This window comes from Klebsiella sp. K5-45, assembly GCF_030128605.1.
GTDB lineage: Bacteria > Pseudomonadota > Gammaproteobacteria > Enterobacterales > Enterobacteriaceae > Klebsiella > Klebsiella quasipneumoniae.
Genome location: NZ_JAKUZW010000003.1, coordinates 169,104 through 194,026 on the forward strand (window position 1 = coordinate 169,104; position 24,923 = coordinate 194,026).

Here is a 24,923-nt window from a genome sequence, read left to right on the forward strand (position 1 = left end):
TATGGCGCCGCACGATCTCGTCGCTCCCCAGCCCGTTGAGTCTGAAGTGATTATCGAAACTCGTGGCCTGTCGCGCGTCTATCCCGGCGTGACCGCCCTGGATAATGTCAATTACCGGGTCTATCGAAATAAGGTCAACGTGCTGATCGGAGAAAATGGTGCGGGTAAATCCACCATGATGAAAATGCTTGCCGGTGTGGAAACGCCCTCCTCCGGGCAAATTATTCTCGATGGCGAGGCGGTGACTTTAAACTCTACCCATCAGGCAGAGAAATTCGGCATCAGCATTATTTTCCAGGAACTGAATTTATTTCCCAATATGAATGTGATGGACAACATCTTCATGGCAAATGAATTCTTTCAGAAAGGACGCATCAACGAAAAATATCAGTACGCGCTGGCCAAATCGCTGCTGGAGCGACTGGAGCTGGATGTCGATCCCTACACCCCGCTGGGCGAACTCGGTATCGGCCACCAGCAATTAGTCGAGATTGCCCGCGCGCTGTCGAAAGACACCCGGGTGCTGATCATGGACGAACCCACCTCGGCGCTGAGCCAGTCTGAGGTGAAAGTGCTGTTCAAGGTGATCGCGCAGCTTAAGCGCCGCGGCGTGACCATTATCTATATCTCGCATCGCCTCGAAGAGCTGATGGAGATCGGCGACCACATCACCATTTTCCGCGACGGCCGCTTTATCAGCGAGCGTCACGTCAGCGACGCCAGCGTGCCGTGGATCATCGAGCAGATGGTCGGCGATAAGAAAAAACATTTCGATTATCAACCGGCGCCAAAAGGCAACGCGGTGCTTGACGTCAAGGGACTGACCGCGCTGCATCCCAGCGGCGGCTACAAGCTCAATGACGTCACCTTCACCCTCAGCAAAGGCGAAGTGATCGGTATTTACGGCCTGCTGGGGGCCGGACGCACCGAGCTGTTCAAAGGCCTGGTAGGCCTGATGCCCTGCCAGCGCGGCGAGGTGCACCTCAATGGCGAAAGCATCGGCAAAGCACGCTTTCAGCAGCGTCTGAAAAAAGGGCTGGCGCTGGTGCCGGAGGACCGCCAGGGCGAAGGCGTGGTGCAGATGATGTCGATTCAGGCCAACATGACGCTCTCTGATTTCAGCCTGCAGGGTTTTCGCCGCGCCTGGCGCTGGTTGAATCCGCAAAAAGAAGAGACCTGCGTGAAAGCGATGATCCAGCAGCTGGCGATCAAGGTCAGCGACGCCAATTTGCCCATCACCTCGCTGAGCGGCGGCAATCAACAAAAAGTGGTGCTGGGTAAAGCGCTGATGACCCAGCCGCAGGTGGTGTTCCTCGACGAACCGACGCGCGGCATCGACGTCGGTGCGAAAACCGACGTCTATCACCTGATCGGCAAAATGGCCCAGCAGGGGCTGGCGGTGATGTTTTCATCTTCTGAACTGGATGAGGTGATGGCCCTGGCCGACCGCATCCTGGTGATGGCCGATGGCCGCATTACCGCCGATCTACCGCGCCATGCGGTGACCCGCGAACAGTTAATCGCGGCTTCAACACCTCAAGATTAATCAGGCTGGAATCCATCATGAACCAGAAATATATGATTTATATGTACCTGCTGAAGGCCCGCACCTTTATCGCCCTGCTGCTGGTGATCGCATTCTTCAGCGTGATGGTACCCAACTTCCTGACCGCCTCTAACCTGCTGATCATGACCCAGCACGTGGCGATCACCGGTCTGCTGGCCATCGGCATGACGCTGGTCATTCTCACCGGCGGCATTGATTTGTCCGTCGGCGCGGTGGCGGGGATCTGCGGCATGGTGGCAGGCGCGCTGCTGACCAACGGCCTGCCGCTGTGGAACGGCGACATCCTCTTCTTTAACGTCCCGGAAGTGATCCTCTGCGTGGCGATCTTCGGCGTGCTGGTCGGTCTGGTCAACGGCGCGGTGATCACCCGCTTCGGCGTGGCGCCGTTTATCTGCACCTTAGGCATGATGTACGTCGCCCGCGGCTCCGCGCTGCTGTTTAACGACGGGAGCACCTACCCGAATCTCAACGGCATGGAAGCGCTGGGCAACACCGGTTTCGCCACCCTCGGCTCCGGCACCCTGCTCGGCGTCTATCTGCCCATCTGGCTGATGATCGGCTTCCTGGTGCTGGGCTACTGGCTGACCACCAAAACGCCGCTTGGCCGCTACATCTACGCCATCGGCGGCAACGAGTCCGCCGCCCGCCTCGCCGGCGTGCCGATTGTGAAAGCGAAAATATTCGTCTATGCCTTCTCCGGCCTGTGCGCGGCCTTTGTCGGCCTGATCGTCGCATCACAGTTGCAAACCGCGCACCCGATGACCGGCAACATGTTTGAGATGGACGCCATCGGCGCCACCGTGCTCGGCGGCACTGCGCTGGCCGGCGGCCGTGGTCGGGTAACCGGCTCGATTATCGGCGCCTTCGTCATCGTCTTCCTTGCCGACGGCATGGTGATGATGGGCGTCAGCGATTTCTGGCAAATGGTGATTAAAGGCGTGGTGATCGTCACCGCCGTGGTCGTCGACCAGTTCCAGCAGAAGCTGCAGAGCAAGGTCATCCTGATGCGTCGCCATGAGGAGAAACTGGCCGCCATCCCCCCCAACGGCGCCACCTCCAGCTAACCGGCAACGATTCATATCTTCCGCCGGGCCTGGTGCCCGGCTCAGCGAAAGGGAACAACATATGCAACGAGATTTCCAGAACAAAACGGTGGTGATCACCGGCGCCTGCCGCGGCATCGGCGCGGGTATTGCCGAGCGCTTCGCCCGCGACGGCGCGAACCTGGTAATGGTTTCCAACGCCGAACGGGTTCATGAGACCGCCGAAACCCTGCGTCAGCGCTATCAGGCGGACATTTTATCGCTGCAGGTCGATGTGACCGACGAAGCGCAGGTGCAGGGGCTGTATGAGCAGGCCGCCGCCCGCTTCGGCACCATTGACGTCTCGATTCAGAACGCCGGGGTGATCACCATCGATTACTACGACCGGATGCCAAAAGCCGATTTCGAAAAAGTGCTGGCGGTCAACACCACCGGCGTCTGGTTGTGCTGCCGCGAGGCGGCCAAATATATGGTGAAACAGAATCACGGCAGCCTGATCAACACCTCATCCGGTCAGGGGCGCCAGGGCTTCATCTATACCCCGCACTATGCCGCCAGCAAAATGGGCGTGATCGGCATTACCCAAAGCCTGGCTCATGAGCTGGCGCCGTGGAATATCACCGTCAACGCCTTCTGTCCGGGCATTATTGAAAGCGAAATGTGGGATTACAACGACCGCGTGTGGGGCGAAATTCTCAGCACCGAGCAGAAGCGCTACGGCAAAGGCGAGCTGATGGCGGAGTGGGTCGAAGGCATTCCGATGAAGCGCGCCGGCAAGCCGGAAGACGTCGCCGGGCTGGTGGCGTTTCTCGCCTCCGACGACGCCCGCTATCTCACCGGACAGACCATTAACATCGATGGCGGTTTGATTATGTCCTGAGCACGGTAGCCCGGATAAGGCGCGCCGCCAACCGGGAAGCCTGGCTCCCGATGTTCGACACTATATTGAAGAGAATAATCATTATGATCGGTAAAGACTTTGCACAACAGCTGTTTAGCCTGCGGGATCGCGTCGCCTTTGTCACCGGCGCCGGCAGCGGCATTGGCCAGACCATCGCCTGCAGTCTCGCCAGCGCCGGCGCGCGGGTGGTCTGTTTTGATCTTCGCGACGACGGTGGGCTGGCGGAAACGGTCAGTCATATTGAATCCATTGGTGGCCAGGCCTGCGCCTACACCGGCGATGTCCGCCAGCTGGCCGACCTGCGCGCCGCCGTCGCGCTGGCCAAAAGCCGCTTTGGCCGCCTCGACATCGCCGTTAACGCCGCCGGGATCGCCAACGCCAATCCGGCGCTGGAGATGGAGAGCGAGCAATGGCAGCGGGTGATCGATATCAATCTCACCGGGGTGTGGAACTCCTGCAAAGCGGAAGCGGAGCTGATGCTGGAATCCGGCGGCGGGTCGATTATCAACATCGCCTCGATGTCGGGGATCATCGTTAACCGCGGCCTCGACCAGGCGCATTACAACTGCTCCAAAGCCGGCGTGATCCATCTGTCGAAAAGCCTGGCGATGGAGTGGGTGGGCAAAGGGATCCGCGTCAATTCCATCAGCCCGGGATATACCGCCACGCCGATGAATACCCGTCCGGAGATGGTGCACCAAACCCGCGAGTTTGAAAGCCAGACGCCGATGCAGCGGATGGCGAAGGTGGAAGAGATGGCCGGCCCGGCGCTGTTCCTCGCCAGCGACGCCGCCTCGTTCTGCACCGGCGTAGACCTGGTGGTCGACGGCGGGTTTGTCTGCTGGTGATCCTTTCCTGCTTCAGGGCGCCACGCTGCGGCGCCCCTCTCCATCCCCGCCGTTAAGCCAGAGGATACTGTTGAAACGCCGGCAGCGCCTCCCCCTTCTGCGCCAGCGCGCGAATATGCGCAAACTCCGCTGCCGGCACCACCGCCGGGATCATCAACTGGATAAAGGACCAGACCACCGTGCTGGTGACCATCACCTGGTCCGGATGCGCGGCGACAGCGCGGTCTGCCAGCCGGGCGTCCCATTCCCGACAGGCGGCGAGCAGCTGGCCGGTCACCCGGGCTATCCACGGCTGATGCTGCTTCTCTTCCGGCCGCAGACGGTGCTCATAAACATGCTGGACCGCTTTTTCACTGGCGGCGAGGATCACCCCCAGCAGGTGCAGGTCGTGGGCCAGCGCCTCGGGATGAGCGGGAAGCAGCCGACGCCCGGCGGGGTTGGCCGTTTCGAAATAATGGAGGATCAGCGTGGAGTCCATCAGCTGCGTCCCGTTATCAAGAATCACCGTCGGCGCCTTGACCACCGGATTAATACGGGAAAATTCGTCAAAGCCGCTAAAGACCGATAGCGGCAGGCTCTCGAATTCCACGCCATAGAGCGCCAGAGAGACCGCCACGCGTCTTACATAAGGTGAATCCATCATACCAATGAGTTTCATCGTCACTCCTGCCTGCGATAAAGGGGTTGCTGGCTTACCTTACTGGAAAACCCGCCCCGCGAATATCAGGGGATGCTTACCGCAATGGTTAGGAAAACTAACAAACTGGCGCCACGGGGTAGTCCGCCGGTCTCCCCTGTGCTATACCGACTGAGACAGCCTGCATCCCCTCGACAGCCTGTTCACGGCGGCTATAAAACCCGCTAACCCGGTAGTAACGTTAACGTATCGACTCCTTGACCAGAGAGATCACCATGGCAGATTTTCCCCCTGTCGCCAGCCTGCGCAGCTTTGAGGCGGTGGCGCGCCTCGGCAGCGTGACGCAGGCCGCCCACGAAATGAGCGTGACCCATTCGGCGGTCAGCCAGCACATCAAACAGCTGGAAGCCCTGGTCGGCGTCTCACTGTTTGTCCGCCACGGCCGCGGGGTGCGCATCACGGAAGAGGGGCGGCTCTATGCCCTGCAAATCCGCGAGGCGTTACAGCACATCGCCGACGCCACACGGATGGTGCAGATAAAACCCCGCACGATGGAACTGACCCTGGCGACCCTCCCCTCCTTTGGCTGCCACTGGCTGCTGCCGCGGCTGGCGCGCTTTCAGGCGCGACATCCGCAGATCGCGGTGCGCCTGCTGACCAGTCTGGCGGTAGTCAACCTGCAGCAGGAGGGTATCGATCTGGCCATTCGCATGGGGCAAGGCGACTGGGAGGGGATGGAAAGCCGGCATCTGTTTGCCGATGAACAGCTGGTGGTGGCCGCGCCGCACTATCGCGGCGGCGACCTGCCGACCACCCCGCAGGCGATCGCCGCCAGCGATATCGTTTTTTCCATGGAGTCGTGGCACGCCTGGTGCAGCCAGGCGGGGCTGGAAAAGACCATCGTCCCCGCGGGCCTGCGCCTGAACGACTCCAACCTGGTGCTGGAGGCGGTTCGCCTGGGGGCCGGCGTGGCGCTGGAGCGGCGCTCGCTGGTGGCGGGAGCCATAGCCCGCGGCGAGCTGGTGCAGCTCACCGCCGTCACCGTCCCCTACCCCTGGCACTACTGGCTGACCGTCTCCCCGCAGGCAGAGAACCGGCCGGAAATCGCCCGGTTCATCGCCTGGCTGGAAGAGGAGATCGCCCTCTGGCGCCAGCAGATCAGCGCTTAGCCTTCGGCCGATGGCGGCAGGCCCGCCCGGGCGGCGTGCTCCTGGGAGAGACGCCAGAAATCGTGCCCGGCGGGATACTGATAAAGTCGCAGGGAGAACTGCCCGGCCACCGCGGTAATGTACTCAAATATCGCCGACTGGGTGTTTTCGTAGTCTTTCCACAGCGTCGAGGAGGTGAAGCAGTAAATCTCCAGTGGGATACCCGACGGCGACGGTTTCAGCGTTCTCGCCACAATGTACATCTCCTTAATAATATCCGGCCGCTCGGCAAGATAGTGCATCAGGTAGTGGCGAAACAGAGTCAGGTTGGTCAGGCCGTTATCGACAAACCAGCGGTCCGCCACGCCGCCGGGATCCCGGCCGTCAAGCAACGTGGTCAAAGGCTCATTCACCCCGCGGATGGCCAGCATCGAGGAGAGCATCTCCTGGTCGAGAAAACGCACCGAGTGCTGATCGATGGCGATACTGCGCATGATCCGCCGCGCCCCGGAGGAGAACATCGCCTGCCAGTTGGTATAGGTCTCGGTGAGGAAATTCTTGGTGGGAATACGGGAGATGGTATTGTCCCAGTTGCGGATGGTAATGGTGTGCAGCGCGATATCCGTCACCTCGCCGCTGAGGTTCTTGTCAGGCATTTCAATCCAGTCCCCCAGCTGGAGCACGTCGTTGGACGACAGCTGAACGTTCGCCACCAGCGACAGCAGGGTATGCTGGAACACGATCATCAGCACCGCCGCCACCGCCCCCAAACTGGAGATAATAATAATCGGCGATTTATTCGACATCACGGCGAGGATCATAATCGCCGCCAGGATGTGAACTAAGATTTTGCCTATCTGGATATAGCCCTTAATGGAATGATTTTTACGTTTGGTTTTTCGCAGATAAGAGCTGTTAACAATATCCAGCATCTCGTTGAAAAACACCGACATAAAAATAAAAAACAAGATCCCGCAGACGGTATTAATCGCCGTCACCAGCGATGCCGGCATCGCCGGCATAAACTGCAGAACGTAATAGACGATAATAACCGGAATGAAATTGGACAGCTTTTCGGCGATGCGTCGATCCTTCTCCAGCGGCACGTCCTGTTTATGGCTACCAAAGAAGACCTTACGCACCACTTTAATCAGCAAGAACTTGCATAAAAGGTGGGCAAATATGCCGGAGAGCAGCAGCAGAATAAGGTTAAATCCCACCGCCAGCGCCGGATTACTCTCAATAAACGTCAGTAGATGATTCACATACGCCATGCTTTATCGCCTGAATAACTATGCCATTTCGCTAACTGCTTTATCACAAGGGCATATATTGGAAAAAGTTAATCAATCCGCATCATGGCATATCGCTTAGCGTAACGTCCATGCGCGCACCGCCGCTAATCATTCACGGGATATATGTCAAAGTTTGCATTAATCATTATCTACGCTCACTATAAAGAGGCTTGTTATCAGGACGGAATAAGTCCAGGAGGAAACATGTTTAAAACGCTTACCGCTATTATCGCCTTAGCCGCCTCCGCCAGCGTTATGGCGCAAGGCGACGTCACGCTGAACAGTCTGGCCCACGATAGCGCCACCCGGGCGTCGTTTAACCAGATGGTCAAAGGCCATCAGCTGCCCGCCTGGGTGACCACCGGCGGCACCGGTTCGCCGGCGCAGACGGTGAAGCTGGGCAGCGAATCCTGGCAGGTGTTAAGCGCCTGCAAACCCCACGACTGCGGCCACGAGCGTATCGCGGTGATCTGGTCGGAGAAAAGCAAACAGATGTCAGGCGTTTACTCGGTGGTCGATGAAAAAACCGACCAGGAGAAGCTGACCTGGCTTAACGTCAGCGACGCCCTGTCCATCGATGGCAAAACCGTGCTGTTTGCCGCCCTCAGCGGTAGCCTCGACAACCATCCGGACGCCTTTAACTACCAGTAACCGCCCGTCGCCCCCGTCAGTCTTTCGCCGACGGGGGCTCCCTGGCTAGCCATCCGGGAACATCACGCTGTTCCCCGGCGCTTCCCTGTGCAAATGGATAAAGTTCAGGTGCCGCTCGTACTGGTCGAGAATATCGGTGATCACCTGCTCTTTGCTGTAGTCCATCAGGTCGTTACCCTGGCTACCCTCAAGCAGGAAGGTCTCCAGCCGGTAATAGGTGGATTTCCCGCTGCGCGCCCGATAGGTAAAGCCCGGCACCGAGTACTGCTGCGGCCAGATCTTGTAGATAAAGTTCTGCTCGTCGCCCATGTGCACCAGCAGGTCGAGGTGGCCAAGGTTCTCGCCCTCTTCCGGCGGCAGGCTCTTCAGTTCCACCGCGGCGCCGCGCAGCCGCAGCTCCTGGGCCACTTCCTCCATCGCCGGGTAGCACACCGTCTCCATCATCTGTTTGGTATAGCGCGTGCCCGGGTAATTCATCAGCCGCGACAGGCGCTTCTTCCAGCTCAGCCGGTCCTGCAGGCCCATCGGGCGCGGGGCGGTGTCGCGGCTGGCGCTGACCCGGCGGTAATCTTCCACTTTCAGGGATTTATACAGTCCGGCCATCACGAAGAAAATCACAAAGCTGAACGGCAGCCCCATGATCACCGTGGTGTTCTGCAGCGCCGAGATGCCGTTGGTCATCAGCATCCCGAGGGTTAGCAGGCCGATAGCTACCGACCAGAAGATGCGCAGCCAGTTCGGGGCGTCGCTGTTAATGTCCTTCAGCTTCGAGGTGAAATTCCCCAGCACCAGCGCGCCGGAGTCGGCGGAGGTGACGTAGAACAGCAGACCGGTAATGGTCGCCACCGAGGCGCTAAAGGTAAACGCCGGATACTGCGCCAGCAGGCTGTAGAAGCCGCGCTCCGGGTGGAGCATCGCCTCCTCGGCAAAGGCCGCGTCGCCGTGGATGATCTCATACAGCGCGCTGTTGCCGAACACCGACAGCCACAGCAGGGTAAAGGTGAACGGAATGATCAGGGTGCCCATCACAAACTGGCGGATGGTGCGCCCGCGCGAAATGCGCGCCAGGAACAGGCCAACGAACGGCGACCAGGCCACCCACCACGCCCAGAAAAAGAGCGTCCAGTTGTTCATCCACTCTACCGGGCGGTCGAAGGCGAAGCTGTTCAACGTCATGCCCATAAAGCGGTTGACGTAGTCGCCGACGTTGAGCACTAACGCATTGAGCAGGAAGGAGGTATCGCCCATGAACAGCACGAACAGGATCAGCCCCAGCGCGAGGGCGACGTTCAGTTCAGAGAGCACGCGGATGCCCTTGTCCACCCCGGAGGTGACCGAGATGGTGGCGATGATCACCGACAGCGCAATCAGGGCCGCTTTCGCCGCCAGCGAGTCCGGAATATCGAACAGCACGCTCAGACCGTAGTTGAGCTGCACCACACCGATGCCGAGGGTAGTGGCGATGCCGAAGATGGTGCCGATCACCGCCGCGATATCGACGCTGTGGCCGATGGGCCCATTGATCCGTTTGCCGAAAATCGGGTACAGCGCCGAGCGGATGGTCAGCGGCAAATTATAACGATAGCTAAAGTATCCCAGCGCCATGCCCATCAGGGCATACATCGACCAGCCGGTTAAGCCATAGTGAAACAGGGTCCACACCATCGCCTGGCGCGCCGCCTCGATGGTCTGCCCCGCCCCTTCCGGCGGCTGCATATATTGCGTCACCGGCTCGGCCACGGAGAAGAACATCAGGTCGATGCCGATCCCGGCGGCGAACAGCATCGCCGCCCAGCTCAGCAAGCTGAACTCGGGCTTGGACTGCTCCGGCCCGAGCTTCACCGATCCGAAGCGCGAGCAGGCAATGCAGACGACGAAGACGATATACAGCGTCGCCGCCAGCAGATAGTACCAGCCGAAGGTTTTCGACACCCAGCCCAGGGTGCGCCCAATCCACTCGGCAGAAAAATCGCGAAAAAAGATCGTCATCAGGGAAAACAACAAAATCAGTCCGGCAGAGGTGTAAAAAACCACCGGATTGATTTTGTCCTTTTCTCTGTTTTGCGAAAGATCTGTCATCCAGTATCCCCACTGTTTTTGTAACTATTAAAATTCAATCACGTAACAATTAAGACACATTTTATATTGAACGTCCAATCAAAAACCGCTTTAATAGTTAACCAACGCTGATGAATGGAGTGGCAAAAATGCCCAAACTGGGGATGCAGCCAATCCGGCGCAGGCAACTGATCGACGCCACGCTGGACGCAATAAATGAAGTCGGAATGCACGACGCGACCATCGCGCAGATCGCCCGGCGGGCGGGCGTGTCGACGGGGATCATCAGTCACTATTTCAAAGACAAAAATGGTCTGCTGGAGGCGACCATGCGCGACATCACCAGCCAGCTACGCGACGCGGTGCTCAACCGTCTGCACGCTCTGCCGGACGGCAGCGCCGGAGAGCGCCTGCAGGCGATAGTCGGCGGCAACTTTGATGAGACGCAGATCAGCAGCGCGGCGATGAAGGCCTGGCTGGCCTTCTGGGCCAGCAGCATGCACCAGCCGATGCTCTACCGCCTGCAGCAGGTGAGCAGCCGCCGCCTGCTGTCGAACCTGGTGTACGAGTTCCGCCGCGAGCTGCCGCGCCAGCAGGCCCAGGAGGCCGGCTACGGGCTGGCGGCGCTGATAGACGGCCTGTGGCTGCGCGCCGCCCTGAGCGGCAAACCGCTGGATAAGACGCTGGCGCAGTCGCTGACCAGCCACTTCATCAGCCAGCATTTACCGACCGAATAACCGAGGAGAATTTATGTCCCGAATGGCAGAACAGCAGCTTTATATCCATGGTGGTTATACATCCGCCACCAGCGGTCGCACCTTCGAGACCATTAACCCGGCCAACGGTGAAGTCCTGGCAAGCGTACAGGCTGCCGGACGCGAGGATGTCGACCGCGCCGTCGAGAGCGCGCGGCGTGGGCAAAAAATCTGGGCGGCGATGACCGCCATGGAACGCTCGCGCATCCTGCGTCGCGCCGTCGATATCCTGCGCGAACGGAACGACGAGCTGGCAAAGCTGGAAACCCTCGACACCGGTAAAGCGTATTCCGAAACCTCAACCGTGGATATCGTCACCGGCGCGGACGTGCTGGAGTATTACGCGGGGCTGATCCCGGCGCTGGAAGGCAGTCAGATCCCCCTGCGCGAGACGTCGTTCGTCTACACCCGCCGCGAACCGCTGGGTGTGGTGGCCGGGATTGGCGCATGGAACTACCCGATCCAGATCGCTCTGTGGAAATCCGCCCCGGCGCTGGCCGCCGGCAATGCGATGATCTTCAAGCCGAGCGAAGTGACCCCGCTCACCGCCCTGAAACTTGCCGAAATCTATACCGAAGCGGGTCTGCCGGACGGCGTGTTTAACGTCCTGCCGGGTGTGGGCGCGGAGACCGGCCAGTACCTGACCGAGCATCCGGGTATCGCTAAGGTCTCCTTTACCGGCGGCGTCGCCAGCGGCAAAAAGGTGATGGCCAACGCGGCGGGCTCGTCCCTGAAAGAGGTGACGATGGAGCTGGGCGGCAAATCGCCGCTGATTATTTTCGACGATGCGGATCTCGATCTCGCCGCCGACATCGCCATGATGGCCAACTTCTTCAGCTCCGGACAGGTGTGCACCAACGGCACCCGGGTGTTCGTCCCCGCGAAGGTTAAGGCGGCGTTTGAGCAGAAAATCGTTGAGCGCGTGGGCCGCATCCGTGCGGGCGATCTGTTCGATGAACGCACCAACTTTGGCCCGCTGGTCAGCTTCCCGCACCGTGACAATGTGCTGCGCTACATCGCCAAAGGCAAAGCAGAAGGCGCGAACCTGCTGTGCGGCGGCGACGTGCTGAAGGGCGAAGGCTTTGACAACGGCGCGTGGGTGGCCCCGACCGTGTTTACCGACTGCAGCGATGAGATGACCATCGTGCGCGAGGAGATCTTCGGCCCGGTGATGTCCATCCTCACCTATGACACCGATGAAGAAGCGATCCGCCGCGCCAACGATACCGACTACGGTCTGGCGGCGGGTATCGTCACGGCCGACCTGAACCGCGCCCACAGCGCCATTCATCAGCTCGAAGCGGGTATCTGCTGGATCAACACCTGGGGGGAATCCCCGGCGGAGATGCCGGTCGGCGGCTATAAGCACTCCGGCATTGGCCGCGAGAACGGCGTGATGACCCTGCAGAGTTACACCCAGGTGAAGTCCATCCAGGTTGAGATGGGTAAATTCCAGTCCATATTTTAACCGGGAGGTTTTTTTGCAATTTGACTACATCATTATTGGCGCCGGCTCCGCCGGCAACGTTCTGGCGACACGACTGACTGAAGATCCAAACACCACCGTCCTGCTGCTGGAAGCCGGCGGCCCGGACTACCGGTTCGATTTCCGCACCCAGATGCCCGCCGCGCTGGCTTATCCGCTGCAGGGCAAGCGCTACAACTGGGCCTACGAGACCGAACCTGAGCCGTACATGAACAATCGCCGCATGGAGTGCGGACGCGGCAAAGGGCTCGGCGGCTCGTCGCTGATCAACGGCATGTGCTACATACGCGGCAACGCCCTGGACCTCGATAACTGGGCCGCCGCGCCAGGGCTGGAACACTGGAGCTATCTCGACTGCCTGCCCTACTACCGGAAAGCGGAAACCCGTGATATCGGGCCCAACGACTACCACGGTGGCGATGGCCCGGTGAGCGTCACCACGCCGAAGCCGGGCAATAATCCGCTCTTCGAGGCGATGGTTGAAGCCGGGGTGCAGGCGGGTTATCCGCGCACCGACGATCTTAACGGTTACCAACAGGAAGGCTTTGGTCCGATGGACCGTACCGTGACGCCGCAGGGCCGTCGCGCCAGCACCGCCCGCGGCTATCTCGACCAGGCGCGCGGTCGCCCCAACCTGACCATCCGCACCCATGCGCTGACCGATCATATTATTTTTGCCGGCAAGCGCGCGGTGGGCGTCGAGTGGCTGGAGGGGGAAAGCACTATCCCGTCAAAAGCGACGGCCAACAAAGAGGTACTGCTGTGCGCCGGGGCGATTGCCTCGCCGCAGATCCTGCAGCGCTCCGGCGTCGGCAATCCCGAGCTGCTCAGGCAGTTCGATATCCCGGTGGTGCACGATCTGCCCGGCGTGGGTGAGAACCTGCAGGACCATCTGGAGATGTATCTACAATATGAATGCAAAGAGCCGGTGTCGCTCTACCCGGCGCTGCAGTGGTGGAACCAGCCGAAGATCGGCGCCGAGTGGCTGTTCGGCGGCACCGGGATCGGCGCCAGTAACCAGTTCGAAGCGGGCGGTTTTATCCGCAGCCGCGCCGAGTTCGCCTGGCCGAACATTCAGTACCACTTCCTGCCGGTGGCGATTAACTACAATGGCTCCAACGCGGTGAAAGAGCATGGCTTCCAGTGCCACGTCGGTTCGATGCGTTCTCCCAGCCGCGGCCACGTGCGCCTGAAGTCGCGCGACCCGCACGCCCACCCGGCGATCCTGTTTAACTATATGTCCCATGAGCAGGACTGGCAGGAGTTCCGCGACGCCATTCGCATTACCCGGGAGATCATGAACCAGCCGGCGCTGGATAAGTATCGCGGCCGCGAAATCAGCCCGGGTATTGACTGCCAGAGCGATGCCGAGCTGGATGAGTTTGTGCGCAACCACGCCGAGACCGCATTCCACCCATGCGGGACCTGTAAGATGGGTTACGACGAGATGGCGGTGGTCGACGGCGAAGGCCGGGTCCACGGTCTGGAAGGCGTGCGGGTGATCGATGCGTCGATTATGCCGCAGATCATCACCGGCAACCTGAACGCCACCACCATTATGATCGGCGAGAAGATGGCTGACGCTATTCGCGGCCACCAGCCGCTGCCGCGCAGCACCGCGGCGTATTATGTCGCTGGCGACGCGCCGGTTCGCCGCTAACCGTTTAGGCCACGCTTGTCCTTTCCCGTGCGGAAAGGACACTCCTCACCTTTCCAGCATCCCTCACCTTTCCAGCATCCCTTAGCGATCAAGGCACGGCTGAATAATGCTATCGATAGCAGCATTCACCTGTTTTGCACCGGATATCAGGGTGATACTTATCGTCCTCGCCCCAGCCACCTGATACATATCGATCTGGGCGACTCGTGTGCCGTGCTGCGAAATATCAAAGAAGTTTGGCGCATTCTGCTCGGGGATGATGCGCTCAACCTCATAGCCTTGCGGCTTCAGGGCGCTGCGTATGCAGTCATAGCGCCAGTGCAGCCCCAGCCGATCGGATACCGAATAAGTCTGATAGATGGTTTTGTCGCCGAAGGGGTGAATGACTCCGCAGGCCACCAGCAGAACGGCAATGACTATCAAGCCAAAAATTCTCATTATATTTCCATAACATAAAGACGCACCCGACATGAGCGCTGACGCTTTGCGCAGCGGAATTTACGCTGCCAGCGCTAAAAATTCAACTTTTTGTTGATAATTAAACATTGTGCGTATAACTTAATCCTGTCAGCGTATCTCCCATGGTAAAATAGCGTTCCGGGGTCGCTTCCTGACCACGATTCCAGCAGAGGATCATCCATGACATCAGAGTACACACAGCAGGTTGCACAGATCGCCGGGCCGCTCGAAGCAGCCATGGACGCCATGGCGGGAACGTTATCAGCAAATCAGGAGGTGGTGTTGCATAATCTCACTACCCCTGAACATTCCATTATCAAAATTATTAACGGTCATGTTAGCGGCAGGGGTAATGGCGATCATTTATTAGCCGGCCCGGAAAAAGATACCGGTTTTGCGCTGCTTCTGCAGAAGACGAATAACAACAAGCCGAGAACCATAAGCGATTATAAAACCGTCACCGCTTCAGGGAAAACGCTCAATAGCGCATCGACAATTTATTACAGCGAAGAGGGATATCCGCTTATCGCCTTCTGTATTAATGTCGACCCCTCGCCTTTTGAGCAAATACGCAAGAGCCTTGACGCGCTGCTGCCATCGCCGGAGGAGGCCGCAGAGGCGGTCGATCTTAATTTAGGCGGATTGATCGATCAGTCAATCCAGGAAATCATTGATAAATATTCAGTACCGGGTAAAAAAATACAAAAAGCGCAGCGTTTGAAAATTGTCGCTGAAATGCATACGAAAGGTATTTTTAAAATGCGCGGGGGCGTGCAGCAGGCGGCTCAGGCCCTGGGGGTAACACGATATACGGTTTATAATGACCTTGAGGTGATGAATGAAAAATAATTCACAGCAGCGCATTCGCTTTTATCAGGTCGATGCTTTCTCAAAAGGCCCCTTTACCGGCAATCCCGCCGCGGTTTGTTTGCTGGAGGCGTGGCCTGAAGATAGCGTGCTGCAGCGCATTGCGACGGAAAACAACCTGTCGGAAACGGCTTTTGTTGTCAGGCAGCCTGACGGTTTCGGATTGCGATGGTTTACCCCAGCCGTCGAGGTCGATCTCTGCGGTCATGCCACGCTGGCTGCGGCCAGCGTGCTGCTCAATCAACAAGCGCGCGATCGGGTGCGTTTTTTCACCCGCAGCGGCGCGCTGGACGTCACGTTACATGACGGAAAATATACCCTGGATTTTCCGCTGGTTGTTCCGTCACCCATCGCCGCGCCGCAAGGATTGTTCAAGGCGCTGGGACTGGCTGAAGACGCAGGTGAAACCTGGCAAGCCTCCGATATTATTGTCGTCATTGATGACGAAGCGCTGTTGGACGCGCTTAAACCCGACTTTAACGCCTTGAATGCCTTCAACACCCGTGGCGTGGTGGTCACCGCCGCATCACGGACCTTCGATTTTCGTTCTCGCTGGTTCGGTCCGCAGGTGGGAGTCAACGAAGATCCGGTCACCGGTTCGGCACATACTTTTCTGGCGCCGCTGTGGAGTGAGAAACTGGCGAAAAAAACGCTTCATGCCCAGCAAGGTGGCAACCGTAAGGGAGAACTCTTCTGCCACATCAAAGATAACGGACGTGTTGAACTCTCAGGCGAAGCCTGTCTGGTTATTGAAGGTACCTTTATTTTGTAAACCGACGAATCTATAGCTTATTTGCAAAATTATATTAGCTTAATGGCGAATTGTGATTCTCATCATCTTAAATAGGCCTCTTTAATATTTTGGTGAGAATCATTTAATAACGTCATCCGGGGTTTGCCGTTTCCAGCCCCGGAGCATTGATAATAACAGCTATTTTTATCCGTTACGTGCAAAAAGATAATAAGCGTGCTGCCTGCGCAACAGAGTCTGCGGCAGGCATAGCCAGCTTCAGCCATAAAAATGAGATTTTTAATGTTGTGTTAGCCAAAAATGCCTGAACGGGTCTTTGAATGGTTATCACTGGAATCGTTACTTTAACTCTGGGTATTAAATAACAACTAGCAAGTCGTTCATCCCGACAATATTGCCGAGAACTCACCTCTGCCGGTGTCGGAATCGGGAGCACTGACAGGGCTAACAGAGAGAATATTATGTTAACAAAACCAGATGATGAATCTAAGAAAAAGGCCACGCCCCTTGAACGTCGTATAGTGGTTATTACGTTAGTCGCCATGTTAATACTTTATTCGGTGTTAATTATGACCCACTTTCGATAACTGGTTAGTCTGTCATATTCTGCGGCCCACCGTGGCTTTTTTACAACAGGTAGCACAATGAAAAAGTTCGTTGCAGTATTCGGTTTGGCATTATTAACGTTCACCGTTGCGGGGTGTTCCAGCGATTATGTATTAGAGAAAAAAAATGGTGAGATGATTATCACCCACGGAAAACCGGAGGTCGATGACGATACTGGGTTAATCACCTATGAGGATATCGCGGGAAATGAACATGCCATTAACCGGGATCAAATTATTCAGATGATCGAGAAATAGCCTTTGTATGGGCAGAGCTGGCGTGATGCGCTCTGCCCATTCACTTTGCAGAGTTAGCGAAACGCCTCCAGGCGTTTGATCTGCTGCCCGTCGGCAGTAAAGTTTTCCGCCGCCAGCCACGCCCGCAGCGCCGCATCGCGCGCAGGCCACTCGCCGTCGATGATGGACAGCATATCGCTGTCGCGCGTCCGCCCTTTACGCACCAGCCTCTGCCGCAGACGTCCTTCCCAGCTAAAGCCCAGCCGTTCGGCGGCGCGGCGCGAGGCGACATTCATCGAATCGCATTTCCACTCCAGCCGACGATAGCCATGGTCAAAGCCGTTCTTCAGCAGCAGCCAGACCGCTTCGGTACCCAGCGGGGTGTTTTTCATCCGTCGCGACCAGGTGACATGGCCGATCTCAACCGTGCCCATTTCCCGTTCGATCGCCATATAGCTGACGATGCCCACCGCCTGCTCGCTATGGAGGTCAATCACCGCATACGGCACCAGGGCATCATCATTCACCTTGCCCGCGATCCAGTGGGCGGTCGCCGCCACGCTCTCCGGCCGCGTAGACGCCAGCCACGTCCAGTCGCTGTTGTCACCGAGCGCATAGGCGGCAAACAGATCCGCCGCATGACGGTCAACGTCCAGCGGCTCCAGTCGACAAAAACGGCCATTTAACGCCGTCCGTCGCAGGACTCGCGCCCCCTGCCAGCCTGGGACAAGGTCGTTCACCTGCTGGCCAAACTCATTGATTTCCGGCACACCCACCTCCTCGCAATAGACAATGCGTTATAGCAAGAAGCCCGCAGCGGAGAAAGGCGCTTCTGCGCGACCGGCAATAACCTGTCGTTCTTGATTATGCGTTTTTAGCATAAGAATATCCTTATTTTGACTTTACGCCTTTTGGCAAGCGGCCTAACGTAGCGAGGCATAAAAAATTAAAATAACCATTTTTCAGGGATTGCACATGACCAAAAAACTGTTGCCTTTACTGGTACTGACGGCGCTCTCCACCGCCGCGCATGCCGCCACGCCGCCCAACACGCTGGTGGTCGCCCAGGGTCTCGACGATATCGTCAGCCTCGACCCGGCGGAAGCAAACGAACTCTCCAGCATTCAGACGGTCCCCAGCCTCTACCAGCGTCTGGTGCAGCCGGACCGCAACAACCCTGAAAAAATCGTACCGATTCTCGCCGAAAGCTGGCAGGCCGATCCGGCGGCGAAAACCCTGACCATTAAACTGAAGCCGGATGCCAAATTCGCCTCCGGTAATCCGCTGCGCCCGGAAGATGTGATTTTCTCATACACCCGCGCGGTGACGCTGAATAAATCGCCAGCGTTTATTCTCAACGTGCTCGGCTGGCAGCCGGACAACATCGCCAGCCAGCTGAAAAAAGTTGACGATCATACCCTGACGCTGCACTGGACCGCCGACGTAAGCCCGGCGGTGGCGCTGAATATTCTCTCCACCCCCATCGCCTCCATCGTTGATGAAAAACAGGTGGCGCCGAACGCGAAAAATAACGACTTCGGCAACGACTGGCTGAAGATGCACTCGGCGGGCAGCGGGGCCTATAAAATGCGCATCTACCAGCCGCATCAGGCCATTGTGCTGGAGGCCAACGCCAGCTCCCCCACCGGCGCGCCGAAGATCAAGAGCATTATTATTAAAAACGTCCCCGACCCGGCTTCCCGCCGCCTGCTGATTCAGCAGGGGGATGCCGACGTGGCCCGCGACCTCGGCGCTGACCAGATAGCCGCCCTGCAGGATAAACCCGGCGTGAAGGTGCTGAGCATCCCGTCCGCCGAGCAAAACTACCTGGTGTTTAATACCGCCAACAGCGCCAACCCGCTGCTGAATAATCCGGCCTTCTGGGAGGCGGCGCGCTGGCTGGTCGATTATGAAGGCATCACCAAGAATCTGCTGAAAGGACAGTACTTTATTCATCAAAGCTTCCTGCCGGCCGGACTGCCGGGGGCGCTGGAGACCAATCCTTTCACCTTCAACCCGCAAAAAGCTAAGGCTATCCTAGATAAAGCGGGCATTAAGGATGCCCACTTCACCCTCGACGTGGAGAACAAACCGCCGTTTATCACCATCGCCCAGTCGCTGCAGGCCAGCTTTGCCCAGGGTGGGGTGAAGGTGGATCTGCTACCCGCCGCCGGCAGCCAGGTCTATGCCCGGGTGCGCGCGAAGCAGCATCAGGCGGCGATCCGCCTGTGGATCCCGGACTACTTTGATGCCCATTCCAACGCCAGCGCCTTTGCATGGAACGATGGTAAATCCAGCACCGTGGCCGGGCTCAACGGCTGGCAGATCCCTGAGCTGAATAAAGCCACCCTCGCCGCGGTGGCGGAGCCGGACCCGGCGAAACGCCTCGACCTGTACAAAACGATGCAGGAAACCCTGCTGCAGCATTCGCCATACGTCTTTATTGACCAGGGGAAAACCCAGATCGTGGTGCGCGACAACGTGAAGGGCTATCAGCAGGGGCTGAACGCCGATATGGTCTGGTACGATAACGTCACCAAGTAAGCGGGTTATGTCACCGGGCATGGCGGCCTCGCCCTGCCCGGATGACCGTTTCGCCACCCGGGTCCGGTGGGCGTCGCGCCGCCGGGAACCATGTTGATATACCAGGAATTTCCATTTTCCATGCCATCGTTTTCCACTCATCTTACCCGCCTGCTGCAGGGGCTGTTTACCTTGCTGCTGACGCTGTTCGGGCTGCTGCTGGTCACCTTCGCGCTCTCCGCGCTGTCGCCGGTCGACCGCGTGCTGCAGATCGTCGGCGACCATGCCAGTCAGTCGACTTACGACCAGGTTCGCCATCAGTTGGGTCTTGACCAACCGCTGCCGGTCCAGTTCTGGCACTACCTGGTCAACCTGTCCCATGGCGATCTTGGCATCGCCAGCGCCACCGGCCAGCCGGTGCTTCACGACCTGCTGGCGGTCTTTCCGGCAACCCTTGAGCTGGCGACCCTGGCGCTGATCGTCGGCGCGGTACTGGGCATCGTCGCCGGGGTGCTGTGCGCCCGTTACGCCGGTTCGCCGTGGGATGTGGCGGTGCGCACCTTTACCCTGTTGGGCAACTCGGTGCCCATTTTCTGGCTCGGCCTGCTGATGCTGGCCCTGTTTTACGCCCGGCTACAGTGGGCGCCGGGCCCGGGTCGCCTCGACGATATTTATCAGTACACCGTCGAGCCGCGCAGCGGTTTTGCGCTGATCGACACCTGGCTCTCCGGCGATATGGCGGCGTTTAAAAATGCCATCGGCCATCTGCTGCTGCCGGTGCTGGTGCTGGCCTATTACTCGCTGGCCAGCATCACCCGCCTGACCCGCTCCGCCTGCCTGAGCGAGATGAACAAAGAGTACATTCTGCTGGCGCGGGCCAAAGGGGCTGGTGAGATGACAATTCTGCTGCGCCACGTCCTGCCCAATATCCGCGGCACTCTGCTGACGGTGACCGCCCTCGCCTGGACCTCGATGCTCGAAGGGGCGGTGCTCACCGAAACCGTCTTCTCGTGGCCGGGGATCGGCCGCTATCTCACCACCGCGCTGTTCGCCGGGGATACCACGGCGATCATGGGCGGCACGCTGCTGATTGGCGTGAGTTTTGTGCTGATCAATAACCTGACCGACCTGCTGGTGCGGTTAACCGACCCGAGGGTGCGCTGATGCCGACTTATCTGTTTTTACGCCGTCTGCGCCGATCACCCGCCGCCTTCAGCGGCCTGGCCCTGGTGATCCTGCTGGTGCTGACCGCGCTGTTCGCCCCGTGGCTGGCGCCGCACGATCCCAACTGGCAGGATGCCGCCGCCCGTCTGCAGGGACCTGGCGCGGGGCACTGGCTCGGCACCGACATCTACGGCCGTGACCTGCTGTCGCGCCTGCTCTACGGCGCACGTCCGGCGCTGGGTCTGGTGGCGCTGGTAACCGCCATTACCCTGCCCGTCGGGCTGCTGGTGGGTATCCTCTCCGGCTACTATGGCGGGTGGCTGGAGCGAATACTGATGCGGTTTACCGACGTGGTGATGTCGATGCCGCGGTTGATCCTCGCCTTCGCGTTCGTGGCGATGCTCGGCCCGGGGCTGGTCAACGGCGCGCTGGCGTTAGCCCTGACTACCTGGCCGGCCTACGCCCGTCAGGCGCGCAGCGAAATTCAGCGCCTGCGTCATAGCGACTATCTCGCCGCGGCGGAGATGCTGGGCATCCGCGGCGGGCGGCTGCTGGTCGGCCATATTCTGCCGCTATGTCTGCCGTCGGCAATTGTCCGGCTGGCGCTCGATCTGGCGGGTATTATTCTCGCCGCCGCCGGGCTCGGCTTTCTCGGCCTTGGAGCTCGCCCGCCGATGGCGGAGTGGGGAGCGATGATTGCCGACGGGATGCAGGTGATTTTCGACCAGTGGTGGATCGCTGCCATCCCCGGCGCGGCGATCCTGCTCGCCAGCCTGGCGTTTAACCTGCTGGGCGATGGCCTGCGCGATATTCTGGAGCCGCAACATGACTGACATCCGACTGACCGTGCAGGGACTCGCTGTCGACTACCCCACCGCCCGGGTGGTGGACAACGTCAGCTTCACCCTCGGCAACGAGCGGCTGGCGCTGGTGGGCGAATCCGGCTCCGGCAAATCCATGACCGCCCGGGCGCTGATGGGCCTGGTGCGCAAGCCCGGGATAGTGAGCGCCGAACGGCTGGAGGTGCTGGGGCGTGATGTGCTGACCCTTAGCGCCCGCGGCTGGCGCGAGCTGCGCGGCAACGATATCGCTATGGTGCTGCAGGACCCGCGCTATGCGCTGAATCCGGTGCAGTCCATTCAGACGCAGCTGGAAGAGGCGTTAACCCTGCATCAGCGTCTCAGCCGCCGCGGGCGCGCCGAGGCGGTCAAAGACGCTATCGCCGCCGTCGGTCTGGAGCTCCCGGTCCTCAGCCGCTATCCCGGCGAACTCTCCGGCGGGATGGGGCAGCGGGTAATGATCGCCCTCGCGCTGCTCAATAACCCGAAGGTGCTGATAGCCGACGAGCCGACCTCGGCCCTTGACGCCCGCCTGCGCAACCAGATCCTCGAGCTGCTGGTGGAGCAGTGCGCGCAGCGGCAGATGGCCATGTTACTGATCAGCCACGATCTGCCGTTAGTGGCCGCGCATTGCGATCGCGTGCTGGTGATGTACCAGGGGAGACAGGTCGACGAGATGCCAGCGCGGGCGCTACCGACGGCGACGCACCCTTATACCCGCACCCTGTGGACCTGCCGGCCGAATGCGCATACTTACGGCCAGATGCTGCCGACCCTCGACAGAACTCAGGACTTTACGGAGACGGCCCATGGCGATCGTTAATCTTCAGGATTTACAGGTAACATTCGGCGCGAAGACGGCGGTCTCCGCCGCCAGTTTCCGTGTCGACGCCGGGGAAACCTTCAGCCTGATCGGCGCCTCGGGCTGCGGTAAATCGACGATTTTGCGCGTGCTCGCCGGATTACAGCGCGAATGGCGCGGCAGCGTGGATCTGCTCGGCCAGGCCATTACGCCGGGCGCCCGCTTTCAGGGCGAGCTGCGGCGCAACGTGCAGATGGTATTTCAGGATCCGTATGCTTCGCTGCATCCCAACCATACCCTGTGGCGCACCCTGGCGGAGCCGCTGCAGATCCACGGCATCCGCGACGTTGCCCCGCGGGTGACCACCGCCCTTGAGCAAGTGGGTCTGGCCGCCGACGCCGCGCGCCGCTATCCGCATCAGCTCTCCGGCGGTCAACGGCAGCGCGTGGCCATTGCCCGCGCCCTGCTGCTGCGCCCGCAGATCCTGCTGCTGGATGAGCCGACCTCGGCACTGGATATGTCGGTACAGGCGGAAATCCTCAATCTGCTAAACCGCCTGAAACAGGAGCACGGCATGACCTATCTGCTGGTCAGCCATGATGCCGACGTCATCGCCCATATGTCCGATCGGGCGGCGTTTATGGCGGAGGGCGTGATCCAGCGCTTTTTCGATCGCGACGCGCTGGTCAACGGGGAACACCGAATGAGGTGAAGGCAGCGGATGCGCCGTTGTTTTGTCGGGTGGCGCTTCGCTTACCCGACCTACGATTCGTGCGACCTGCCGTTAATTTATTCACCAGCCTTGCTGAAACTGCCGGTGCTGGCGGCCTCAAAATCGCTGAGACGTTCCCGGAAGGCCGGGGCAGCCCGCGTGGATGCGGGCTGAGGGCCGTGTTTTGCAGGGACGCTGCCTCGGCCCGACCCGAAGCCTGCAGGGAAAAGTCGAAGGTACCGCGCAGCGGCGATTTTGCTGGCCGGAGCCCGGGGGTACAGGGGGCGGCGGCGACTGGCCGCCCCCTGTGCGCTCCCTGCGCCATGAATGACATAACGCAGAAGAAATATTGGGAGCGCAATCTGCCCGGAATTAACACAGAAGCTGTAGCCCTGCCAGACGCAGCGCGAACAGGGAAATATTCAGTTGTGACGTTATTTCGCCGGGTGGCGGCTGCGCCTTACCCGGCCTACGGGATCCACACACAGGCTCATACCCCGTAGGCCCGTGCAAACGCAGCGACGCCGGGCAACAGTATCCGGCCCCCTCCCCTACTTCGCCAGGCTGGCAAAGCGGGCGAATACCGCATCAAAAATCGCCAGCCCCTGCGCCACCTGCTCAGCAGTAATGGTGCACGGCGGCACCACGTGAATGCGGTTCTCCACCACAAAGACCAGCAGCCCGGCCTCGGTCAGGGCCCCTTTGATCGCGGCCATGTCGGCGGCGGTCAACGGCGTTTTTTGTTTACGGCTGCTTACCAGCTCCAGCGCCTGGAACAGGCCGCGACCGCGCACCTCGCCGATAATGGCGTGCTTCTCCGCCAGCGCCTCGAGGCCGGGTCGCAGCACCTCATTGCCGATATAGGCCGCGTTCTCAACCACCTTCTCCTCTTTCATCGCGTCGATGGTGGCGACAATCGCCGCCATCGCCAGCGGATGGCCGGAGTAGGTCAGCCCCCCTGCAAAGAAGTGGTCGTCAAAGTAGCGAGCAATCGGCTCGCTAATCAGCACCCCGCCCGCCGGCACGTAGCCGGCGTTAACCCCCTTGGCAAAGGTCACCAGATCCGGCACCACGCCATCCTGTTCGAAGGCGAACCAGCTGCCGGTGCGGCCAAAGCCGGCCATCACCTCATCGAGGATCAGCACGATGCCAAACTCGTCGGCCAGAGCGCGCACGCCCTGCATATAGCCTGCCGGCGGCACGAGGATCCCGGCGGTGCCGGGGATGGACTCCAGCAGGATCGCCGCGATGGCCGTCGGCCCCTCGCATTCAATGATCCGCCGCAGATGCGCCAGCGCGCGCTGGCACTCCTCTTCCTCGGTCGCGGCGTTGAACTCGCTGCGGTAAAGGTAGGGGTTGAAGAAGTGTACATGGCCGCGGGAGAACTCATTCGGCACCCGGCGCCAGTCGCCGGTGGCGGCGATCGCGCTGCCGGTGTTGCCATGGTAGGAACGATAGGCCGAGAGCACCTTGTCGCGCCCGGTATAGAGCCGCGCCATGCGAATCGCGTTCTCATTGGCATCCGCCCCGGCGTTGGTGAAGAACACCTTGCTGAAGCCCGCCGGCGCCAGGTCGACGATGCGCTTCGCCGCTTCGCCGCGGGCAAGGTTGGCGGTGGCGGGCGCGATGGTGACCAGGGTCTCCAGCTGAGCTTTCATGGCCGCCAGCACCCGGGGATGTTGATAGCCAATGTTGACGTTCACCAGCTGGCTGCTGAAGTCGAGCCAGGTATTCCCCTCATAATCCCACAGCTCGCAGCCTTGCGCCCCGGCGATGACCAGCGGGTTGAGATTGCCCTGCATCGACCATGAATGAAACACATAGGCGCGATCCAATTGCCGAACTTCGTCATTGCTTACCGCGACCTCGTTGTGAATTGCCAGCTTCATACCCTGCCCTCTCTCATGTCGTAGTG

General features: G+C 59.6%; 23 protein-coding genes. 17 read left to right on the forward strand and 6 right to left on the reverse strand.

Annotated elements, in window-relative coordinates; genetic code table 11:
* The first annotated feature begins 1 nt into the window (after position 1).
* The 4 genes from MKS11_RS07505 (at position 2) to MKS11_RS07520 (ending at position 4,359) form a co-directional block, all read left to right on the forward strand.
* On the forward strand, positions 2–1,546 hold the full coding sequence (locus MKS11_RS07505) for a sugar ABC transporter ATP-binding protein (RefSeq protein ID WP_017899044.1): 1,545 nt from the start codon (positions 2–4) through the stop codon (positions 1,544–1,546).
* Positions 1,547–1,563: 17 nt separating this feature from the next.
* Positions 1,564–2,631, forward strand: a complete 1,068-nt coding sequence (locus MKS11_RS07510; protein ID WP_002893591.1) for an ABC transporter permease — start codon at positions 1,564–1,566, stop codon at positions 2,629–2,631.
* A gap of 61 nt (positions 2,632–2,692) precedes the next feature.
* Positions 2,693–3,490, forward strand: a complete 798-nt coding sequence (locus tag MKS11_RS07515) for an SDR family oxidoreductase (RefSeq protein WP_002893589.1) — start codon at positions 2,693–2,695, stop codon at positions 3,488–3,490.
* An 83-nt stretch (positions 3,491–3,573) separates the two neighbouring features.
* Positions 3,574–4,359 carry an SDR family oxidoreductase gene (locus tag MKS11_RS07520; RefSeq protein ID WP_023319932.1) on the forward strand — a complete coding sequence of 262 codons (786 nt, stop codon included), beginning with the start codon at positions 3,574–3,576 and terminating at the stop codon, positions 4,357–4,359.
* Positions 4,360–4,411: 52 nt separating this feature from the next.
* On the opposite strand, the gene MKS11_RS07525 is transcribed toward MKS11_RS07520, so the two are convergent.
* Positions 4,412–5,017, reverse strand: coding sequence for a glutathione S-transferase family protein (locus MKS11_RS07525; protein ID WP_023319931.1), 606 nt, complete (start codon positions 5,015–5,017; stop codon positions 4,412–4,414).
* 254 nt (positions 5,018–5,271) lie between these two features.
* On the opposite strand from MKS11_RS07525, the gene MKS11_RS07530 reads away from it, so the two are divergent.
* Positions 5,272–6,165, forward strand: coding sequence for a LysR substrate-binding domain-containing protein (locus tag MKS11_RS07530; RefSeq protein ID WP_004885684.1), 894 nt, complete (start codon positions 5,272–5,274; stop codon positions 6,163–6,165).
* On the opposite strand, the gene MKS11_RS07535 is transcribed toward MKS11_RS07530, so the two are convergent.
* Positions 6,162–7,418 carry a mechanosensitive ion channel family protein gene (locus MKS11_RS07535; protein ID WP_004885681.1) on the reverse strand — a complete coding sequence of 419 codons (1,257 nt, stop codon included), beginning with the start codon at positions 7,416–7,418 and terminating at the stop codon, positions 6,162–6,164. The genes MKS11_RS07530 and MKS11_RS07535 overlap by 4 nt on opposite strands.
* Before the next feature lie 225 nt (positions 7,419–7,643).
* On the opposite strand from MKS11_RS07535, the gene ivy reads away from it, so the two are divergent.
* Positions 7,644–8,090, forward strand: coding sequence for an Ivy family C-type lysozyme inhibitor (gene ivy / locus MKS11_RS07545; protein ID WP_017899040.1), 447 nt, complete (start codon positions 7,644–7,646; stop codon positions 8,088–8,090).
* 45 nt (positions 8,091–8,135) lie between these two features.
* Here the strand turns inward: ivy and betT are convergent, their stop codons facing one another.
* On the reverse strand, positions 8,136–10,169 hold the full coding sequence (betT, locus tag MKS11_RS07550; protein WP_004885674.1) for a choline BCCT transporter BetT: 2,034 nt from the start codon (positions 10,167–10,169) through the stop codon (positions 8,136–8,138).
* A gap of 128 nt (positions 10,170–10,297) precedes the next feature.
* Between betT and betI the strand changes: the two genes are divergently transcribed.
* The 3 genes from betI to betA are packed head-to-tail and all read left to right on the forward strand — an operon-like array spanning position 10,298 to position 14,049.
* Positions 10,298–10,885 (forward strand): transcriptional regulator BetI, encoded by a 588-nt coding sequence (gene betI, locus MKS11_RS07555; RefSeq protein WP_017899038.1) that lies wholly within the window; start codon positions 10,298–10,300, stop codon positions 10,883–10,885.
* A 13-nt stretch (positions 10,886–10,898) separates the two neighbouring features.
* Entirely contained in the window at positions 10,899–12,371 is a 1,473-nt protein-coding gene (gene betB / locus MKS11_RS07560; protein ID WP_004885669.1) for a betaine-aldehyde dehydrogenase, read from the forward strand.
* 13 nt (positions 12,372–12,384) lie between these two features.
* Positions 12,385–14,049, forward strand: a complete 1,665-nt coding sequence (gene betA, locus MKS11_RS07565; protein ID WP_087771310.1) for a choline dehydrogenase — start codon at positions 12,385–12,387, stop codon at positions 14,047–14,049.
* Between the two features lie 81 nt (positions 14,050–14,130).
* On the opposite strand, the gene MKS11_RS07570 is transcribed toward betA, so the two are convergent.
* Positions 14,131–14,487 carry a hypothetical protein gene (locus MKS11_RS07570; protein ID WP_087771309.1) on the reverse strand — a complete coding sequence of 119 codons (357 nt, stop codon included), beginning with the start codon at positions 14,485–14,487 and terminating at the stop codon, positions 14,131–14,133.
* Between the two features lie 201 nt (positions 14,488–14,688).
* Between MKS11_RS07570 and MKS11_RS07575 the strand changes: the two genes are divergently transcribed.
* From MKS11_RS07575 to MKS11_RS07585, 3 genes are all read left to right on the forward strand, one after another.
* Positions 14,689–15,357 carry a transcriptional regulator gene (locus MKS11_RS07575; RefSeq protein WP_087771308.1) on the forward strand — a complete coding sequence of 223 codons (669 nt, stop codon included), beginning with the start codon at positions 14,689–14,691 and terminating at the stop codon, positions 15,355–15,357.
* Positions 15,347–16,147: a PhzF family phenazine biosynthesis protein gene (locus MKS11_RS07580; RefSeq protein WP_004885659.1), complete on the forward strand. Its 801-nt coding sequence runs from the start codon at positions 15,347–15,349 to the stop codon at positions 16,145–16,147. Before MKS11_RS07575 ends, MKS11_RS07580 begins: the two co-directional genes overlap by 11 nt.
* A 623-nt stretch (positions 16,148–16,770) precedes the next feature.
* A complete protein-coding gene (locus MKS11_RS07585) occupies positions 16,771–16,989 on the forward strand; it encodes a YgdI/YgdR family lipoprotein (RefSeq protein WP_004885657.1) in 219 nt (72 codons plus the stop codon).
* 53 nt (positions 16,990–17,042) lie between these two features.
* On the opposite strand, the gene MKS11_RS07590 is transcribed toward MKS11_RS07585, so the two are convergent.
* Positions 17,043–17,738 (reverse strand): GNAT family N-acetyltransferase, encoded by a 696-nt coding sequence (locus MKS11_RS07590; RefSeq protein WP_017899033.1) that lies wholly within the window; start codon positions 17,736–17,738, stop codon positions 17,043–17,045.
* Positions 17,739–17,943: 205 nt separating this feature from the next.
* On the opposite strand from MKS11_RS07590, the gene MKS11_RS07595 reads away from it, so the two are divergent.
* From MKS11_RS07595 to MKS11_RS07615, 5 genes are all read left to right on the forward strand, one after another.
* Positions 17,944–19,512, forward strand: a complete 1,569-nt coding sequence (locus MKS11_RS07595; protein ID WP_087771307.1) for an ABC transporter substrate-binding protein — start codon at positions 17,944–17,946, stop codon at positions 19,510–19,512.
* A gap of 120 nt (positions 19,513–19,632) precedes the next feature.
* Positions 19,633–20,655 carry an ABC transporter permease gene (locus tag MKS11_RS07600; RefSeq protein WP_087771306.1) on the forward strand — a complete coding sequence of 341 codons (1,023 nt, stop codon included), beginning with the start codon at positions 19,633–19,635 and terminating at the stop codon, positions 20,653–20,655.
* Positions 20,655–21,488, forward strand: coding sequence for an ABC transporter permease (locus MKS11_RS07605; RefSeq protein WP_087771305.1), 834 nt, complete (start codon positions 20,655–20,657; stop codon positions 21,486–21,488). The genes MKS11_RS07600 and MKS11_RS07605 overlap by 1 nt, the downstream gene beginning before the upstream one ends.
* Complete coding sequence (locus tag MKS11_RS07610) at positions 21,481–22,317, forward strand: ABC transporter ATP-binding protein (RefSeq protein WP_049004471.1); 837 nt, start codon at positions 21,481–21,483, stop codon at positions 22,315–22,317. The genes MKS11_RS07605 and MKS11_RS07610 overlap by 8 nt, the downstream gene beginning before the upstream one ends.
* Entirely contained in the window at positions 22,304–23,008 is a 705-nt protein-coding gene (locus MKS11_RS07615; RefSeq protein ID WP_049004470.1) for an ABC transporter ATP-binding protein, read from the forward strand. Before MKS11_RS07610 ends, MKS11_RS07615 begins: the two co-directional genes overlap by 14 nt.
* A gap of 551 nt (positions 23,009–23,559) precedes the next feature.
* On the opposite strand, the gene MKS11_RS07620 is transcribed toward MKS11_RS07615, so the two are convergent.
* Positions 23,560–24,897 carry an aspartate aminotransferase family protein gene (locus MKS11_RS07620; protein WP_053810671.1) on the reverse strand — a complete coding sequence of 446 codons (1,338 nt, stop codon included), beginning with the start codon at positions 24,895–24,897 and terminating at the stop codon, positions 23,560–23,562.
* Positions 24,898–24,923 lie beyond the last annotated feature (26 nt).

Coding starts and splice junctions, on each gene's coding strand:
- MKS11_RS07505 (WP_017899044.1), top strand. CDS start 2: ATGGCGCCGCACGATCTCGTCGCTCCCCAGCCCGTTGAGTCTGAAGTG.
- MKS11_RS07510 (WP_002893591.1), top strand. CDS start 1,564: ATGAACCAGAAATATATGATTTATATGTACCTGCTGAAGGCCCGCACC.
- MKS11_RS07515 (WP_002893589.1), top strand. CDS start 2,693: ATGCAACGAGATTTCCAGAACAAAACGGTGGTGATCACCGGCGCCTGC.
- MKS11_RS07520 (WP_023319932.1), top strand. CDS start 3,574: ATGATCGGTAAAGACTTTGCACAACAGCTGTTTAGCCTGCGGGATCGC.
- MKS11_RS07525 (WP_023319931.1), bottom strand. CDS start 5,017: ATGAAACTCATTGGTATGATGGATTCACCTTATGTAAGACGCGTGGCG.
- MKS11_RS07530 (WP_004885684.1), top strand. CDS start 5,272: ATGGCAGATTTTCCCCCTGTCGCCAGCCTGCGCAGCTTTGAGGCGGTG.
- MKS11_RS07535 (WP_004885681.1), bottom strand. CDS start 7,418: ATGGCGTATGTGAATCATCTACTGACGTTTATTGAGAGTAATCCGGCG.
- ivy (WP_017899040.1), top strand. CDS start 7,644: ATGTTTAAAACGCTTACCGCTATTATCGCCTTAGCCGCCTCCGCCAGC.
- betT (WP_004885674.1), bottom strand. CDS start 10,169: ATGACAGATCTTTCGCAAAACAGAGAAAAGGACAAAATCAATCCGGTG.
- betI (WP_017899038.1), top strand. CDS start 10,298: ATGCCCAAACTGGGGATGCAGCCAATCCGGCGCAGGCAACTGATCGAC.
- betB (WP_004885669.1), top strand. CDS start 10,899: ATGTCCCGAATGGCAGAACAGCAGCTTTATATCCATGGTGGTTATACA.
- MKS11_RS07570 (WP_087771309.1), bottom strand. CDS start 14,487: ATGAGAATTTTTGGCTTGATAGTCATTGCCGTTCTGCTGGTGGCCTGC.
- MKS11_RS07575 (WP_087771308.1), top strand. CDS start 14,689: ATGACATCAGAGTACACACAGCAGGTTGCACAGATCGCCGGGCCGCTC.
- MKS11_RS07580 (WP_004885659.1), top strand. CDS start 15,347: ATGAAAAATAATTCACAGCAGCGCATTCGCTTTTATCAGGTCGATGCT.
- MKS11_RS07585 (WP_004885657.1), top strand. CDS start 16,771: ATGAAAAAGTTCGTTGCAGTATTCGGTTTGGCATTATTAACGTTCACC.
- MKS11_RS07595 (WP_087771307.1), top strand. CDS start 17,944: ATGACCAAAAAACTGTTGCCTTTACTGGTACTGACGGCGCTCTCCACC.
- MKS11_RS07600 (WP_087771306.1), top strand. CDS start 19,633: ATGCCATCGTTTTCCACTCATCTTACCCGCCTGCTGCAGGGGCTGTTT.
- MKS11_RS07605 (WP_087771305.1), top strand. CDS start 20,655: ATGCCGACTTATCTGTTTTTACGCCGTCTGCGCCGATCACCCGCCGCC.
- MKS11_RS07610 (WP_049004471.1), top strand. CDS start 21,481: ATGACTGACATCCGACTGACCGTGCAGGGACTCGCTGTCGACTACCCC.
- MKS11_RS07615 (WP_049004470.1), top strand. CDS start 22,304: ATGGCGATCGTTAATCTTCAGGATTTACAGGTAACATTCGGCGCGAAG.
- MKS11_RS07620 (WP_053810671.1), bottom strand. CDS start 24,897: ATGAAGCTGGCAATTCACAACGAGGTCGCGGTAAGCAATGACGAAGTT.